This window comes from Streptomyces sp. BBFR102 (genome assembly GCF_051397025.1).
Taxonomy (GTDB): domain Bacteria; phylum Actinomycetota; class Actinomycetes; order Streptomycetales; family Streptomycetaceae; genus Streptomyces.
Map to the genome: position 1 here is coordinate 3,345,281 of NZ_CP195757.1, position 15,734 is coordinate 3,361,014.

Consider the following 15,734-nt stretch of genomic DNA (forward strand, 5'->3'; position numbering starts at 1 on the left):
CGAGCGGTGGGGACGGGCCCGCGGCGCGTTGCCTACTGCGTCGGCGCCGGGAGCCAGTTCTTGGCGACCACGGTGCCGGTCTTCTCCGGCTCCTTGATCCAGCCCAGCGACATCATGGTGACCGTCGTGCGGTCCATCTCCTCGGTGTCGTCGTCGTTGCGGATCGCGCGCTTGTACTCCCTGACCCTGGAGATGAGTCCGGGGGTGGGCTTCTCCGCGTGCTGCCCCTGCCCCCGCAGGGAGGCGATGTTGGCCCTGGTGGCGGCGGTCGCCACCTCCAGGTCGTTGTCATCGATCTGGACCTGGGTGCCCCAGAGCAGCGCGTTCCGCACCCACGGCACCTCCGGGCTGGCCTCGTCCAGGTTCAGCGGGACCCCCTGCTCCTCCGGGAAGTGCGCCGCGATCAGGGCGGTCATCGTGCTGCGACCCAGGGTCCCGGGCTCGTCGGACTTCAGCAGCGGGCTGAAGCCGCCCCACTTCTCGAAGGACTGCTGGAAGCACCTCAGCGCTTCTTCCGTCGCGGTGTCGAGCTTGCCCGTCGTGTGCGGTTCGGTCAGTTGGCAGCCGCCCGCTCCCACTTCCAGTCGCACCTGTGCGAACTCCACGAAGAGGTTGGGCTCGTCCTGTGAGGTGAGGGGGAGCACGGTCCGCTTGGGCTGCTCTTCCTCGGGCTCCTCGCCGCCGCCGCTCGGGGCCTCGGGCTCCTGGGCGGGGTCGGGTTCCTGCTTGGGCTTCTCGCGCGGCTGCTCGGGTGGTTCCTCCGGCAGTGCGGTGGCCGCCGCCTGCTCGGTCTTGGGTGTCGCGAGGGTGCGTACGGGTGCCTTGTAGGTGAACCAGAGCACGAGGCCGGTGATGGTGAGAGCGAGCAGCAGGCTCAGCGTCGTCATCATCCACAGGGGCAGCAGGCCGCGTTGTGTGAATGTCCCGTTGACCTTCAGTGGTTCGAACCCGGCGCGTCGTACGGCCAGTTCGTAGGGGCGGTCCTGTTTCGAGCCGACCCAGGTGATCTGGCGGGGTTTCAGGGTGGCGTCGACGAAGGCGGCGCGGCCGGGCTGGATCTGGACGTTGGCGGGGACGAGTTCGTAGGAGAGGTCGTCGCTGGCCGTGTCGCCGCCGGCTATCGATGCGGTGAGTACGGTGTTGCCGAGGTTGTCGACGGCCAGCCTGGGGCGGCCCCGGAAGCGGCCCTTGACGGTCTGGGGGACGAGCTCCGCCCGTATCTCTGTGAAGGTGGTGAAGGTGATGTTGCCCTCGGCGACCGTGGTGGCTTCCAGGTTCTCGGTGGGCAGGACGCGTACCCCGTACGGGTGCGGGCCCGCCGTCGCGTCCGGAGTGCGCGGCGGGGCGAACGTCAGCTCCACGACCCCCGTGGTTCCTGGAAAGAGTCTGAGGGAGGGCGGTTCCACCGAGACGTAGGGGGCGACGTCGCCTACCGCCTCGAAGCGGTACTCGTCGACGACGTCTCCGGTGTTGCGCAGACGCAGTCGCACGGTGGTGCTGCTGCCCGGGTCGACCGTGGTCGAGGCGGGTTCCAGGGAGGTCCAGGTGGTCACCTCGCCGACGCTACTGCGGACCGGATCGCCCACGTCAGAGGCTGCCGGGTAGTCCCGTTGCCCGAAGGGCGACGCCCGCTGCCCTCGAATACCCCCGGTGCGCGGCCCCGCTGGAAGTCGTCGCCGCCTACCGGTTGGGGCCCGGCGGGATCGGGGCCGCGTGTTCGACGGCGCCGGGCTGTCCGCCGGGCCCGCGGCGCGGTCCTTACTGTGTCGGCGCCGGGAGCCAGTCCTCGGCGGTCACGGTGCCGGTCTCGTCCTGCGCCTTGATCCAGCCCGCCTTCAGCTTGTTGAGCGTCAACTCGTCGATCTGGCCGTTCCGGTCCTCCGAGAGGATGCCCTGGTACTCCTTGATCCTGGAGATGAGTCCGGGGGTGGGCTTCTCCGCGTGCTGCCCCTGCTGCCGCAGGTAGGCGATGTTGGCCCTGGTGGCATCGGTCGCCACCTGCAGATCACCGTTGTCGATCTCGGCCTGGGTGCTCCAGAGCAGCATGTTCCGCACCCACGGCACCTCCGGGCTGGCCTCGTCCAGGTTCAGCGGGACCGCCTTGGTGTCGACGAAGTGCGCCGCGATGAGGGCGGTCATCGTGCTGCGGCCCAGGTTCCCGAGCCCGTCGGTCTCCACCAGCGTGCTGAAGTGGCCGTACTTCGTGTCGTTGGACTGCTGGAAGCACTTCAGCGCTTCTTCCGTCGCGGTGTCGAGCTTGCCCGTCGTGTGCGGTTCGGTCAGTTGGCAGCCGCCCGCTCCCACTTCCAGTCGCACCTGTGCGAACTCCACGAAGAGGTTGGGCTCGTCCTGTGAGGTGAGGGGCAGTACGGTCCGCTTGGGCTGCTCTTCCTCGGGCTCCTCGCCGCCGCCGCTCGGGGCCTCGGGCTCCTGGGCGGGTTCCGGTTCCTGCTTGGGCTTCTCGCGCGGCTGCTCGGGTGGTTCCTCCGGCAGTGCGGTGGCCGCGGCCTGTTCGGTCTTGGGTGTCGCGAGGGTGCGTACGGGTGCCTTGTAGGTGAACCAGAGCACGAGGCCGGTGATGGTGAGGGCGAGCAGCAGGCTCAGCGTCGTCATCATCCACAGGGGCAGCAGGCCGCGTTGTGTGAATGTCCCGTTGACCTTCAGTGGTTCGAACCCGGCGCGTCGTACGGCCAGTTCGTAGGGGCGGTCCTGTTTCGAGCCGACCCAGGTGATCTGGCGGGGTTTCAGGGTGGCGTCGACGAAGGCGGCGCGGCCGGGCTGGATCTGGACGTTGGCGGGGACGAGTTCGTAGGAGAGGTCGTCGCTGGCCGTGTCGCCGCCGGCTATCGATGCGGTGAGTACGGTGTTGCCGAGGTTGTCGACGGCCAGCCTGGGGCGGCCCCGGAAGCGGCCCTTGACGGTCTGGGGGACGAGCTCCGCCCGTATCTCTGTGAAGGTGGTGAAGGTGATGTTGCCCTCGGCGACCGTGGTGGCTTCCAGGTTCTCGGTGGGCAGGACGCGTACCCCGTACGGGTGCGGGCCCGCCGTCGCGTCCGGAGTGCGCGGCGGGGCGAACGTCAGCTCCACGACCCCCGTGGTTCCTGGAAAGAGTCTGAGGGAGGGCGGTTCCACCGAGACGTAGGGGGCGACGTCGCCTACCGCCTCGAAGCGGTACTCGTCGACGACGTCTCCGGTGTTGCGCAGACGCAGTCGCACGGTGGTGCTGCTGCCCGGGTCGACCGTGGTCGAGGCGGGTTCCAGGGAGGTCCAGGTGGTCACCTCGCCGACGCTACTGCGGACCGGATCGCCCACGTCAGAGGCTGCCGGGTAGTCCCGTTGCCCGAAGGGCGACGCCCGCTGCCCTCGAATACCCCCGGTGCGCGGCCCCGCTGGAAGACCTCGGCGCCGTGCCCCCGCCGCGGCCTCTGGGCGCCGCCCTCACCGGGTGCTGCGGGGACCGCTGACGGCGGAATCGGGTTCCCCAGCCGCCCCCCGTTGCCCCTGGGGGCATTTTAGGTGCCCTTGATGAGGCACCGGAGGACGTTTACCCGCGTGCGCCCGACCGGCGAAGGTGAATCTGGTCGTATATCGGTACCCCGAGGAGAGCAGAGCATGCCGTCCTACCTGTCGCCTGGCGTGTACGTGGAAGAAGTGGCCAGCGGCTCTCGCCCCATCGAAGGTGTCGGCACCTCGGTCGCCGCCTTCGTCGGGCTGGCGCCCGTCGGCCCCCTGAACGAGCCGACGCTGGTCACCAACTGGACCCAGTACGTCGCCTCCTTCGGTGAGTTCACCGACGGCTACTTCCTGGCCCACGCGGTGTACGGCTTCTTCAACAACGGCGGCTCGGCCGCCTACGTGGTCCGGGTGGGCGGAGCCCCCGGCGGAGTCGCGGGCACGCCGGGCGAGGGCGGCGAGGAGGCCGCCGGGCAGCGCGGCCGTTCGGCCGTCGCCGGCGCCGGAACCCCCGCCGCACTGCCGGCCGGGCAGGCGCAGGCGCTCGGCACGTTCAAGGTCGCGGCCATCGCGCCGGGCGAGAGCGGCACCCTCAGCGTCGAGGTCACGGACTCCGAGGGAGAGGGCCCCGCCGAGCGTTTCCGGCTGGTCGTCAAGGACGGCGCCAAGGCCGTCGAGACCTTCGACGTCTCGGCGAAGAAGAGCGCCCGCAACTACGTGGTCACGCAGGTCAAGCAGGGCTCGAAGCTGATCTCCGTCCAGGAGGCGGCGGCGGCCTCGCAGCTCGCCCGCCCCGACAACCAGACGGTCGCCCTCGACGCCCCCGCCGCCTTGGCCCCCGTGGTCCCGGAGGCGCCCGAGGGCGAGTCGGTCGGCATCGCCGAGTACCTGGGTGACTCCGCCGACCGCACCGGCTTCGGTGGTCTCGAAGCGGTGGACGAGGTCTCGATGGTCGCGGTCCCCGACCTGATGGCCGCCTACCAGCGCGGCGCGATCGACCTGGAGGCCGTCAAGGCCGTCCAGCTCGGCCTGATCGCCCACTGCGAGCTGATGGGCGACCGGCTGGCGATCATCGACCCGCCGCCCGGCCTCAACGCCCGGCAGATCCGGGTCTGGCGCCAGGAGACGTCCAACTACGACTCCAAGTACGCGGCGCTCTACTACCCGTGGATCAAGGTCTTCGACCCGGCGGGCGGCCAGACCCGGCTGATCCCCCCGAGCGGTCACGTCGCCGGCATCTGGGCCCGCAACGACTCCGAGCGCGGCGTGCACAAGGCCCCCGCCAACGAGGTCGTCCGCGGCGCCGTCGACCTGGAGATGCAGATCACCCGGGGTGAGCAGGACCTGCTCAACCCGATCGGTGTGAACTGCATCCGCACCTTCCCCGGCCGCGGCATCCGCGTCTGGGGCGCGCGCACCCTCTCCTCCGACCCGGCCTGGCGCTACCTCAACGTCCGCAGGTACTTCAACTACCTGGAGGAGTCGATCCTCAACGGCACGCAGTGGGTGGTCTTCGAGCCCAACGACCAGGCGCTGTGGGCCCGGATCAGGCGGAACATCTCCGCGTTCCTGGTCACGGAGTGGCGCAGCGGCGCGCTGTTCGGAGCCACGCCGGAGGACGCCTACTACGTGAAGTGCGACGCCGAGACCAACCCGCCGGAGTCGGTGGACCTGGGCCGGGTCATCTGCCAGATCGGCGTGTCGCCGGTCAAGCCCGCCGAGTTCGTGATCTTCCGGCTGGCCCAGTTCTCCGGCGGCAGCGGCGAGCTGGAGGAGTAGGCGCCGCACTCTCGAACCGCTCCACTTCGCGTACAGCCACAGGTCCCAGCCTCAGTAGAAGGAACGGCTTTTCATGAGTCTCTCCCAGGGTGACGCCCTCACTACCCACAACTTCGGCCTCCAGATCGACGGAGTCATGGTCGAGTACCTGCACGCCGTCGGCGAGGTCGGCATGGAGCAGGACGTCATCGAGTACCAGCAGGTCTCGGCGAACGGCCAGCCGATCACCAAGAAGATGCCCGGCGTGAAGAAGGCCGGCGAGACCACCGTCACGCGCGGCATGGAGCAGTCCACCGCGTTCAACGAGTGGATCAACGCCTCGCTCCGCGGCGACATGGCCTCGGCGCGCAAGAACGCGAGCATCATCTACATGGACTACCAGTTCAACCCGGTCCGCCGGCAGCACCTGCGCAACGCCTGGTGCACCAAGGTGATGGGCGCGGCGGCGACGGCCGGCGAGGCGTCCGTGATGACCGAGACCGTCACGATCGTCTACGAAGAGCTGGTCACGGAGTAATGCGCCGCGGACCTGCCAGGCCCGCCGCCGACGCCGCTTCCGCCACGGCCGCTCCCGCGGCCGTGGCGGAAGCGGCCGTCGCCCCGGCGGAAGCACCGCCCGTGCGGCAGCAGTTGCGGACCGAGTTCGCGTTCGAGCTGCCGCGCGGATACGTGGACGACACGGGAACCGTGCACCGCGAGGGTGTCATGCGGCTGGCGACCGCCCGGGACGAGCTGATCCCGCTGAGGGACATGCGGGTGCAGGAGAACCCCGCGTACCTCTCGGTGGTCCTGCTCGGCCGGGTCATCACCCAGCTGGGGACCGTGCCGCACATGCACGACGGCGTGGTGGAGAACATGTTCGCCTCCGACCTCGCCTTTCTGCAGGACTTCTACCGTCAGATCAACGCCGAGGGCCACACCAGGGCCGGAGTGTCCTGCCCGCACTGCGAGCAGCCTTTCGAGGTCGAGCTCGGCGGGAGCCGCCTGGGGGAATCGTGACGTACGCGACCGACCGCATCCATGAGGAGATCGCGTACATCGCCTACCACTTCCACTGGAACCTCGACGACATTCTGGATCTGGAACACCGTGAGCGGCGGCGATTCGCCGATCAGATCGCCACGTTGGTGACGCGAGCGACAACGGAGCGGTGATGGGTATCTTCGACCGGTTCAAGGGCCGTGGAAGGGACGGGAGCCGGGCCCCGGGCCACGGTCAGGACCACGAGCGGAGCACGGGCGGGGGCGGCGCTTCGCCGGGCCCCGCCCCCGAGCCGTCCCCCGGGGCGGTTCCCGGCCCCGCCCCCGAGCCGTCCCCCGGGGCGGTTCCCGGCACCGCCCCCGGTGCCTTGGGCCAGGGACGCGGCTGGGCCGGTCTGCCGCCGATCCAGCGTGCGATGCTGACGCCGGCCCGGCACACGGTCGCGTCCGCGGAGTTCGCCGGCTCGCTGGCCACCTGGCAGAACCACTCCTTCTCCGGGACCCTCTCGCACGCCGTCCTGGACGACGCGCCGACCGGCCTCATCAAGGACGTGGCGTCCTTCGCGCTGGGCTCGGGCCCGGCCGCCGGGACCACGCTCTCCCCGGTGGCCCCGGCCGCACCGGCCCGTCCTGAGCAGACCGGGGCGGATGACGCCCCGGCCCCCCGACGTGAGTGGCAGGGGCCCTCGGTGCAGCGCGCCGTGGGCCCCCGGGTCGCGCCCGCCCGGCCCCGGCCCCCGGCCGCGCCGACGCCGCTCACACGGGCCTCGGCCCCGGGCGCCGTCCAGCGCCGGGTGCTCCCCGCAGTGACACCGAGCAGGCCGACACCCGCCCCGGCGTCGACACCCGCCCCGGTGTCGTCGGCCGGGACGCCCGCGCGGGCCTCCGCGTCCGCCGCGCCTCCCGCCGCCTCGGCCCCGGCCCCTCGCACCCCGCTCCCGGCCGGGCCCGCCGCCGACCCCGCCCCGCGCCCGGACGGGGACGGGGGCGGGGGCGGGCCCCGTGGCGGCTCCGCCCGGGTCGAGCCGCCGGGCCCCCGGCAGCCGGGACCGGCGGGTGCCCCCGGCGCGGTCCGGCCGGACCGCGCCCCCGCCGCCCCGCGCCCGGTCCAGCGACGCGCGGCGAACGCTCCCGACCGGGCGGCCGGACCGGCCGGTCCCGCGTCCCCCGGACGCCCGCCGCTCGGCCCCTCGACGGCGGGGGCGGTGCCTCCCTCGGCACCGCCGGCCGCCGGCCGCCGCCGTCCGGGCCTCGCCGCTCCCGTCGTACGGCCGTCCGCGCCCGCACCGGGGGCGCCGGCGGTCGCACCCCCGCGTCCCTCCGGGGCCCAAGCGCCGTCGGCGAGGTCGCACTCGCCCGGCGGTGCCGCCGCTGTGCCACCGGCCCAGGGGCCCGCTTCGGCCGGCCCGGCCTCCGTCGCGCGCCCGTCCACCTCCCCGGGAACCGGCACGCCCGGAGCGGGTACGCCCACCAGGCCGACGCCCGCGGCGGGTGCGCCCGCCAAGAGCGCCCCGGGTACGGGCAACTCCGGTACGGGCACGCCCGGTCCGCGTCCGGCCGTCCGGCCGGGGCTGGGCGCCCCGTCGAGCCGGCCCGCCGACGGCCCGGCCGCCACGCCGCCTTCCGGCCGTGCTCCCGTCGTCCCAGGTGTCACGGGGCCTGGCCCCCGGCCGGTCGAGGGCCCGGCCGTCGTCCCGGCGTCCGGCCGCACGCCCTCTGTTCCACGCGTCACGGGGCCTGGCCCCCGGCCCGCCGAGGGTCCGGCCGCCACGCCGGCTTCCGGCCGTGCCCCCGTCGTCCCACGCGTCGCGGTGCTCAGCCCCCCGGCGGCGTCCCCCGCGCCCCCCGCGCAGGGCCCCGTGGCACCCGCGGGTGGTACCGCTCCGGTCCCTCCCGTCCAGCGGCGTAGGGCTTCTGACGCGGTGTCACCGGCCGGGCGGACGCAGGCCGTCAGCGCCGGTCCCGGTCCGGCGACCGGCGCCAGATCCGCGGGTTCCCCCAGCGCCTCCGGCACGTCCGGCCCGGCAGGTTCCGACGCCGGGGTGATCGGCGCGGTCGCGGCATCCGGTGCCCCCGTCCGCCCGGTCGTCCCCGCGCGGCCGGGTTCCCCGGCGACGGGCGGCCCGACCACGGGACGGGCCGGAGGTCCGCCGACCCGGCCGCTCGCCGTCCCGGGCCCGGCACGGTCCGACGCCGTACCCGCGTCGGGCGGTCCGCAGGGCGGTCCGCAGGGCGGTGCCCGTCCTGTGGCCGAACCTCCGGTGCGGCCGGCTCCGGCGCCCGCACCGGGTGCCGCACACACTCCGAGTCCCGTCTCCACCCCCGGCTCCCCGGCCGGCGTCCCTGCTGCCCCCACGCCTCCCACGGCGGCCCCTCGGTCCGGCCCGGTCGCCGGAGGCCCGTCGGCCGTCCCAGGCGTGCCCGCGCGGCCGGCGGGCGGATCGGCGGGGAGCGCCGCCGGCCGACGCAGCGCACCTGCCGCACCGGCGGGCGGTTCCGGCCCGGTCCGGCCCGCCGCCGCGCCGGCCGTGCAGCGAGCGCCGCTGCCGGTGGTGCCGGTGCGAAGGCACGCCCCGGGTCCCGCCGCCCCGCCCGCCCGCCGTACCCGTCCCCTGCCGTCCGCCGGCGGTTCGTCCGCCACCGGCACCACATCCGTGCGGGGCATCCCTGCCGCGCCCGGCGCCTCTCCCGCCCCCGGCCCGTCCGCGGGCTCCGTGCCGGTGCGGCCCGTGGCCGGGGGCACGTCCGGGTCCGGCCGTCCGGGCAGCGCGCCGTCCGTGCAGCGCTCGTCCCCGGCCCGGCCCTCATCCGCGCCCCGGCCGTCCGTGGTGCGAGCGCCCGGCGTGTCCGCGGGTCCGGCCGCCGCCGCTCCGGTGCCGCCGCCCGCACCGGGCGCCGCCCTGGTGGGCTCCTTCGGGCCGGTCACCGCCGCCGGGCTCACTCCGGCGCCCGCGCCGCCGCGTTCCGCGTCCCCCGCCGGGGCGGCGGGCTACGCTCCGGCGTCGGCCCCGGGAGGACGTGACCAGGCGGCTCGACCCACCGCCGCCGCGGCCCCCGTACGGCGTCTGACCGCACCGCGGGCGCCCGCGGTGCCGGCCGTCTCCCGTGCCGTGCCGGGCTCCTCGCGACCGTCCGCCCCGGTTCCGGGCCCCGCGCCGGTGCGCCCCGCCCCGGCCGCCGTGCGTCCGCACCCCGTCCGGACCGTACCGAGCGCGGCCAGTGCCGGTACGGACGCCCACCGGCCCGTCGTCCAGCGTTCCGCCGCGCCCGCACCGGCGCAGCCGCCCGCCGTCGCGCGCCCCCCGCTGCCCCGGCCCGCCGCCGGTCCGCCCTCTCCGGTGCCCCCGCGCGCCCCGGCACCCGCGCCCGCGCGGCCCGGGGGCGGGGCCCACCCGGTCGTCCAGCGCTCGGTGTCCGCGCCGGTGCCGCCGCCTGTCCCGGGTGCGGGGCGTGCGCGTACGGAGCTGCCGCCCGTCCCCGGTGGCCCGCACGTCCCCGCCGAGCCGGCGGCCCGGCCCGTCCGGAGCCCCGTCGTGGCCCTGGCGCCCACCCCGCCGGCTCCGGCCGCCGCGCTCCCCGTGCAGCGGGCGCACGCCCATGCGGCCGAGCGGCCCGCGCCGGCTGCGGTCCCGGTCCCGGCCCCGGCCCCGGCCCGACGGGCACCGGTGCCCGCCGTCCAGCGGGTGACCGCCCCGCCCCGGACCACCCCCGCCGTGGTCCAGCGCGGCACGGGCGGCGAGTCCAAGGGCAAGCCCCCGCCCTCCGTGACCAGCCAGGTGAACCCGCGCGACCTGAGGGAGGACCAGGTGGTCGAGCTGGTCAACCGGCTGATCGGCCCGATGACCCGGCTGCTCCGCACCGAGCTGCGGCTCGACCGTGAGCGGATCGGCAGGCTGCGCGACCCACGACACTGACCGACCCCGCAGAACCCCCGTACGTCCTCTCAGCAGCAACCCCGCAGAGACCCGCGGGAATCCCCGCCGGGATCTCCGCCGCGACCTCGCCCCACCGCACGTGGAACCGCAGGAAGGCCCCACCCGATGCCCCAGGAACTCGACGCAGGCTCCACCATCTTCTTCCACCTCACCATCGACGGTGAGAGCCTGGGCACCTTCAACGGTTGCGAAGGGCTCTCCTCCCAGGTCGAGATCGAGCAGCGGCAGGAGGGCGGCAACAACGGATTCGTCTGGCAGCTGCCCTCCCGTGTCACCTTCTCCCACATCACCCTGACCCGGCCGCTCACCGAGAGCACCGCGAAGGTGGCGGAGTGGATCTCCTCCGTGACCACCGGGGTGACCCGCCCCACCGGGCAGATAGCCGCCCTGCGGGCGGACGGCTCGATGGTCGCCCAGTGGGGGCTGATCGACGTCCTCCCGGTCAGCTGGCGCGGTCCCTCCTTCGACCCGGCCAACCCCGCGGTCGCCACCGAGGTCCTGGAGATCGCCCACCACGGGTTCACGGACGCGGGAGCGGCGTAGCCCATGAACCTCTCCAGCTTCGGCGTCGGCGACAGCCTCGTACGGGCGACGCTCGCCATCCACCAGCCGCCGGTCGGCAGCAGCACCAGCCCCGGCGCGCTCATGAAGACCTTCAACTTCGACTTCAACCCGTCCCAGCTGTCGCTGACCCGCAGGGCCCAGTGGAAGACGACACCGACCGCCGCGGTGCGCGACGGCGCCGTCCCGGAGTTCATGGGGCCCGAGCCGAGGGAGATGACGGTGGAGATCTTCCTCGACCGCTCCGACGACCCGGACAGCAACGACGTGCGCAAGAAGGTCGAGTCCCTCTTCTCCTGCTGCGAGACGACCACCGCCAGCATCGCGGCGAACCAGCCGTCCACCCCGTGGGTGATCTTCGAGTGGGGTGCCTTCTCGACGGCCCGTTTCAACGCGTACGTCAGCTCCGTCGAGGCCCAGTACACCCTCTTCAACACCAACGGCATGCCGATCCGCGCCGTCTGCCAGGTGAGCCTGCACGAGATCCCGAGCAGCACCCCCGGCCAGAACCCCACCTCCGGCGCGCTCACCACCCGCCGGGTCCACCGGGTGGTGGCCGGCGACTCGCTCCAGCTCCTGGCCTGGCGGGAGTACGGCGACGCCACGGTGTGGCGCACGATCGCCGAGGCCAACGACATCGACGACCCGAAGGCGCTCAGGCCCGGCACCGAGCTGATGCTCCCGGCCGCCGAGGAGGTCGGCGTCTGATGTCCGACATCGGCTTCTCCAACATCCTCATGGTGCAGATCGCCGGAAAGAAGCTCAAGTCGCCGGAGAACACCACGCTGGTCGCCGGCGGGGTCGACTTCGGCGCGGGGGTGCCCGGCGCCTTCCACCTCACCTTCCGCGACGACAAGAAGGACATCCTCGCCAGGCTGGGGGCCGAGATCGGTGTGCCCGTGGTCATCGCGCCCCTCTCCGACGGCAAGGGCACGCCGCTGATCACCGGGGAGGTGACGGCCCTGGAGACCGACTACGACCGCACCGGTACCTTCACCGTCATCCGCGGCTACGACAAGGGCCACCGCATGGTCCGCCAGCGCAGGGTCGCGGCGTACCGGAACAAGACCGCCACCGAGATCGCCGTGGAACTCGCCCGCAAGAGCGGCATCCCGATCGGCAAGACCCAACGGACCAAGGGCCAGTACGAGTTCATCGGCCAGGCCAACGTCACCGACTGGGACTTCGTCCAACGGCTCGCGGACGAGAACGAGATGGTGATGTCCATCAACTCCAAGGGCCGGTTCCAGTTCGTCAAGCGGCAGCAGGCGGCATCGGCCCCTCCGGAGAGCCTGCCGAGCACCCACAGCGCCCTCCTCCTCAAGGGCGGCGAGGAGATCCTGCGCTGCCGCGCGGCGGTCACCTCGGCCGACCAGGTCACCGCCGTCGAGGCACGCGGCTGGAACGTCACCACCAAGCAGCCCCTGGTCTCCAAGGCGCCCGCCCTGGACAACACCGGCTTCGCCATCGGGACGACGCCGTCCGAGGTGTCCAAGGTGTTCGGCAAGGCCGAACTCGTCGTGACCGACACGCCCTACGACAAGCTGGACGAGGTCAAGCACGCCGCGGACGCCGTCGCGGACGACGTCACCTCGTCCTTCGCCGAGGTCGAGATCACGGCGCGGGGCAACACCGCACTGCGTCCCGGCGTCGCCGTCACGCTGAAGGACGTCGGCAAGCCGTTCCAGGGCAAGTACACGATCACCGCCGCCCGCCACAGCTTCGGCGACCAGGAGCACTACGAGACGTTCCTGAGCGTCAGCGGGCGTCAGTGGCGTTCGCTGTACGGTCTCACCTCCGGCGGCGCCCAAGCGGGGGCGCCCGGACTGCCGAGCGTCGCCAACGCCCTGGTCACCGACATCAAGGACCCGCTGCGGCAGGGCAGGGTGAAGCTGAAGTTCCCCTGGCTCGACGACATGTACGTCAGCGACTGGGCCCGGACCGTCCAGCTCGGCGGGACCGGCGGCGGCAGCATGATCACCCCCGACGTCGACGACGAGGTGCTGGTGGCCTTCGACCGCGGCGCGCTGGACCACCCGTACGTCATCGGCGGCCTCTACAACGGCGTGGACAAGCCCGACCCCGTCGACGTGCCCGTCTACGACGGGACGGGGGGCAAGGTCACCCGGCGCACCCTGTCCGACCGCAGCAACAACCGGCTCGACCTGCTCGACCAGAGCGTCGGCCTCAAGCGCGGGGTGCGGCTCTCCACGGGCGACAACCGGCTCACCATCAATCTGGACCGGACCAGGACCGAGATCGTCGTGGACAGCAAGGGGAAGGTCTCCATCCGGGGCAGCGCGAACGTGGCCGTCAACGCGGGCGGCAACCTGTCGCTGAACGCGGTGGGCTCCATGACGATCCGCAGCGGCGGACCCATGAACATCAACGCCGGCGCCCTGTCGGTGCAGGCGGGTGCCACCTCCGTGGTCTCGAACGCGCTGAGCCTGACGGCCAGTGCCGCCATGACGCTGAACGCGGGGCTCGCCCTGAAGATCAACTCGGCCCTGGAGGTCGGCCTGAACGCCCCCCTCGTCCTGTCCAAGATGAAGCCGGTGCTGACGGTAGGCGGAATCTGATGGCCGAACGGTTCGTCGGCTCCGGATGGGCCTTCCCGATGCGCATCGGCCCCACCGGCGGGATCGCCCTGGTCAGCGGGGAGCGCGAGGTCGAGGAGGCCATCCGGCTCGTCCTGTCCACCGCGCCCGGCGAGCGGCCGATGCGCCCCGAGTTCGGCTGCGCCATCCACGACATGGTCTTCGCCCCCGTCAACGAGGCGACCGCGGGGCGGATCCAGCACGAGGTGCACAGCTGCCTCGACCGCTGGGAGCCCCGCATCGAGGTGGACGAGGTCACCGTGACCGCCGGCGAGGAGCAGGGCGTGCTCTTCATCGACGTCCGCTACTCGATCACGGGCACCAACAACCCGCGCAGCCTGGTTTTCCCGTTCTACGTCATTCCCTCCCACGACGGGCCCGAGGGGTCCGGCACGTCCGACGAGCAGCTTGGAAGCGACCGCTGATGGCACTGCCCTCCCCGAACCTCGACGACCGGCGCTTCCAGCAGTTCGTCGACGACGCCAAGCGCTACATCCAGCAGCGCGCCCCCGAGTGGACCGACCACAACGTCTCCGACCCGGGGATCACCCTCGTCGAGACGGTCGCCCACATGGCCGACCAGATCGTGTACCGGCTCAACCGGGTCCCCGAGAAGAACCACCTCGCGTTCCTGGACCTGATCGGGATCACCCTGTTCCCCCCGACCGCGGCCCGCGCCGACGTCACGTTCTGGCTCTCGGCACCCCAGCAGCAGCCCGTGGTGCTGGCGACCGGCACCGAGGTCGCCACGGTGCGCACCCAGACCGAAGACGCCGTGGTGTTCGCCACCGAGCACGAACTCACCGTCATCCCCTGCGAGTTGTCCTACCTCGTGGTGCAGCCGGCCGGCCAGGAGGCGGCCGACCGCACCGCGGACCTCGCGGAGTCCAAGGACGTGGACTGCTTCACCCAGGCTCCGCGCGCCGGTGACCGCGTGCTGTTCGGGCTCAGTGCCGCCGTACCGCACTGCGTGGTCGTCCTGAAGCTCGACAGCCAGGTGGACGGCGTCGGTGTCGACCCCCGGCAGCCGCCCCTCGCCTGGGAGGCGTGGACCGCCGACGGCTGGGTCGCCTGCGACGTCGAGCGGGACACCACGGGCGGGCTCAACCGCCCCGGTGAGGTCGTGCTGCACGTCCCCGGCGGACACGGGCTCTCCCGCACGGGGCGGCGCGAGGCCGGCTGGCTGCGCTGCCGGGTCCTCGAACCGGCGCAGGACCAGCCCTTCTACACCGTCTCGCCGACCATCCGCTCCGCCGAGGGCTTCAGCATCGGCGGCACCACCGGTGTCGTGCACGCCGAGACGGTGCGGGACGAGGCGCTGGGGGAGGCCACCGGCCTGCCGGGACACCGGCTGAAGCTGGCCAACAGCCCCGTCGTCGGCGACGCGCAGCCGCTGCTGCTCCAGGTCGCCGAGCGCGACGGCTGGGTCGACTGGGAGACCGTCGGCCACTTTGCCGCCTCGGGCCCCACGGACCGGCACGTCACCCTGGACGCGACCACCGGCGAGATCGCCTTCGGCCCGTCCGTCCGCGAGCAGGACGGCACCCTGCGCCAGTACGGCGCCGTGCCGCCCAAGGGCGCCCCCATCCGGGCCCGCCGCTACCGCACGGGCGGCGGGAAGGCGGGCAACGTCGCACGGGGCGCCATCCAGGTGCTGCGCGACTCCGTCCCGTACGTCTCCGACGTCGTCAACCGCGAGGCCGCGCGCGGCGGTGTCGACGGGGAGACCGTCGAGGAGGCCAAGCGCAGGGCACCGATCGCGCTGAGCGCGCAGGACCGCGCCGTGACCCTGCGGGACTACGAGGAACTCGCCCGGCGCGCGGCGCCCGAGACCGCGCGCATCACCTGCCTCGCGGCCGATCCGGACGAGCACGGCGCGCATGCCGTGCGGGTGCTGGTCGTCCCGCAGGCCGTCTCCGACCCGGGCGGCCGGCTGCGCTTCGAGCAACTCGTCCCGGGCGACGACCTGCTGGCGCGCATCACCCGCTACCTGGAGCAGCGCCGGCTGATCGGCACCCGGCTCGCGGTCGGGCCGCCGTTCTACCAGGGCGTGACGGTCGTCGCGACGGTGCACGCGTTCCGCGGCGCCGACACCGACCGGGTCAGGCGCCAGGCGCACGACGCCCTCTACCGCCACCTCGACCCGCTGACCGGCGGAGCCCACGGAACGGGCTGGCCGTTCGGCCGTCCGGTGCAGGCGGGCGAGGTGTTCGCGGTGCTGCAACGGGTGCCCGGCGTGGAACTGGTGGACGAGGTGCTGCTGCACCCCGCCGACCCGCTCAGCGGCAAGCGCGGCGAGCCCACCGAGCGGATCGACCTCGAACCCCCCGCGCTGGTCTTCTCCTTCGACCACCGTGTCCGGGTGATCGGGGGCGCGTCGTGACGACGGAAGGCAGCTCGCGCGGGTCCGTCGACGGACTCGGCTCCTC

General features: G+C 73.3%; 12 protein-coding genes. 10 read left to right on the forward strand and 2 right to left on the reverse strand.

The genetic code is table 11. The annotated features are described in order from the left end of the window. Positions 1 to 32: 32 nt before the first annotated feature. Positions 33 to 1,553 (reverse strand): COG1470 family protein, encoded by a 1,521-nt coding sequence (locus ACSLIC_RS14980; RefSeq protein WP_436738191.1) that lies wholly within the window; start codon positions 1,551 to 1,553, stop codon positions 33 to 35. Positions 1,554 to 1,758: 205 nt separating this feature from the next. Then, positions 1,759 to 3,279: a COG1470 family protein gene (locus ACSLIC_RS14985; RefSeq protein ID WP_436738192.1), complete on the reverse strand. Its 1,521-nt coding sequence runs from the start codon at positions 3,277 to 3,279 to the stop codon at positions 1,759 to 1,761. Between the two features lie 333 nt (positions 3,280 to 3,612). Here ACSLIC_RS14985 and ACSLIC_RS14990 point away from each other — a divergent pair, with 333 nt between their 5' ends. The 10 genes from ACSLIC_RS14990 to ACSLIC_RS15035 all read left to right on the forward strand — a co-directional run bounded on the left by ACSLIC_RS14990 (position 3,613) and on the right by ACSLIC_RS15035 (position 15,688). Then, positions 3,613 to 5,232, forward strand: coding sequence for a phage tail sheath family protein (locus ACSLIC_RS14990; RefSeq protein ID WP_436738193.1), 1,620 nt, complete (start codon positions 3,613 to 3,615; stop codon positions 5,230 to 5,232). A gap of 73 nt (positions 5,233 to 5,305) precedes the next feature. Continuing rightward, the gene (locus ACSLIC_RS14995; RefSeq protein ID WP_436738194.1) at positions 5,306 to 5,749 is read left to right on the forward strand and encodes a phage tail protein; all 444 of its coding nucleotides are present in this window, start codon (positions 5,306 to 5,308) and stop codon (positions 5,747 to 5,749) included. Further along, positions 5,749 to 6,231, forward strand: coding sequence for a hypothetical protein (locus tag ACSLIC_RS15000; RefSeq protein ID WP_436738195.1), 483 nt, complete (start codon positions 5,749 to 5,751; stop codon positions 6,229 to 6,231). The genes ACSLIC_RS14995 and ACSLIC_RS15000 overlap by 1 nt, the downstream gene beginning before the upstream one ends. After that, on the forward strand, positions 6,228 to 6,386 hold the full coding sequence (locus ACSLIC_RS15005; RefSeq protein ID WP_436738196.1) for a DUF6760 family protein: 159 nt from the start codon (positions 6,228 to 6,230) through the stop codon (positions 6,384 to 6,386). Before ACSLIC_RS15000 ends, ACSLIC_RS15005 begins: the two co-directional genes overlap by 4 nt. A 3,359-nt stretch (positions 6,387 to 9,745) precedes the next feature. After that, positions 9,746 to 10,126, forward strand: a complete 381-nt coding sequence (locus ACSLIC_RS15010; protein ID WP_436738197.1) for a hypothetical protein — start codon at positions 9,746 to 9,748, stop codon at positions 10,124 to 10,126. A 126-nt stretch (positions 10,127 to 10,252) separates the two neighbouring features. Continuing rightward, positions 10,253 to 10,690 (forward strand): phage tail protein, encoded by a 438-nt coding sequence (locus ACSLIC_RS15015; protein WP_436738198.1) that lies wholly within the window; start codon positions 10,253 to 10,255, stop codon positions 10,688 to 10,690. 3 nt (positions 10,691 to 10,693) lie between these two features. Beyond that, entirely contained in the window at positions 10,694 to 11,416 is a 723-nt protein-coding gene (locus tag ACSLIC_RS15020) for a CIS tube protein (protein ID WP_436738199.1), read from the forward strand. Next, positions 11,416 to 13,287, forward strand: coding sequence for a VgrG-related protein (locus tag ACSLIC_RS15025; protein ID WP_436738200.1), 1,872 nt, complete (start codon positions 11,416 to 11,418; stop codon positions 13,285 to 13,287). Before ACSLIC_RS15020 ends, ACSLIC_RS15025 begins: the two co-directional genes overlap by 1 nt. Beyond that, positions 13,287 to 13,730 (forward strand): GPW/gp25 family protein, encoded by a 444-nt coding sequence (locus tag ACSLIC_RS15030; RefSeq protein ID WP_436738201.1) that lies wholly within the window; start codon positions 13,287 to 13,289, stop codon positions 13,728 to 13,730. Before ACSLIC_RS15025 ends, ACSLIC_RS15030 begins: the two co-directional genes overlap by 1 nt. Further along, a complete protein-coding gene (locus ACSLIC_RS15035; protein WP_436738202.1) occupies positions 13,730 to 15,688 on the forward strand; it encodes a putative baseplate assembly protein in 1,959 nt (652 codons plus the stop codon). The genes ACSLIC_RS15030 and ACSLIC_RS15035 overlap by 1 nt, the downstream gene beginning before the upstream one ends. Positions 15,689 to 15,734: the final 46 nt, after the last annotated feature.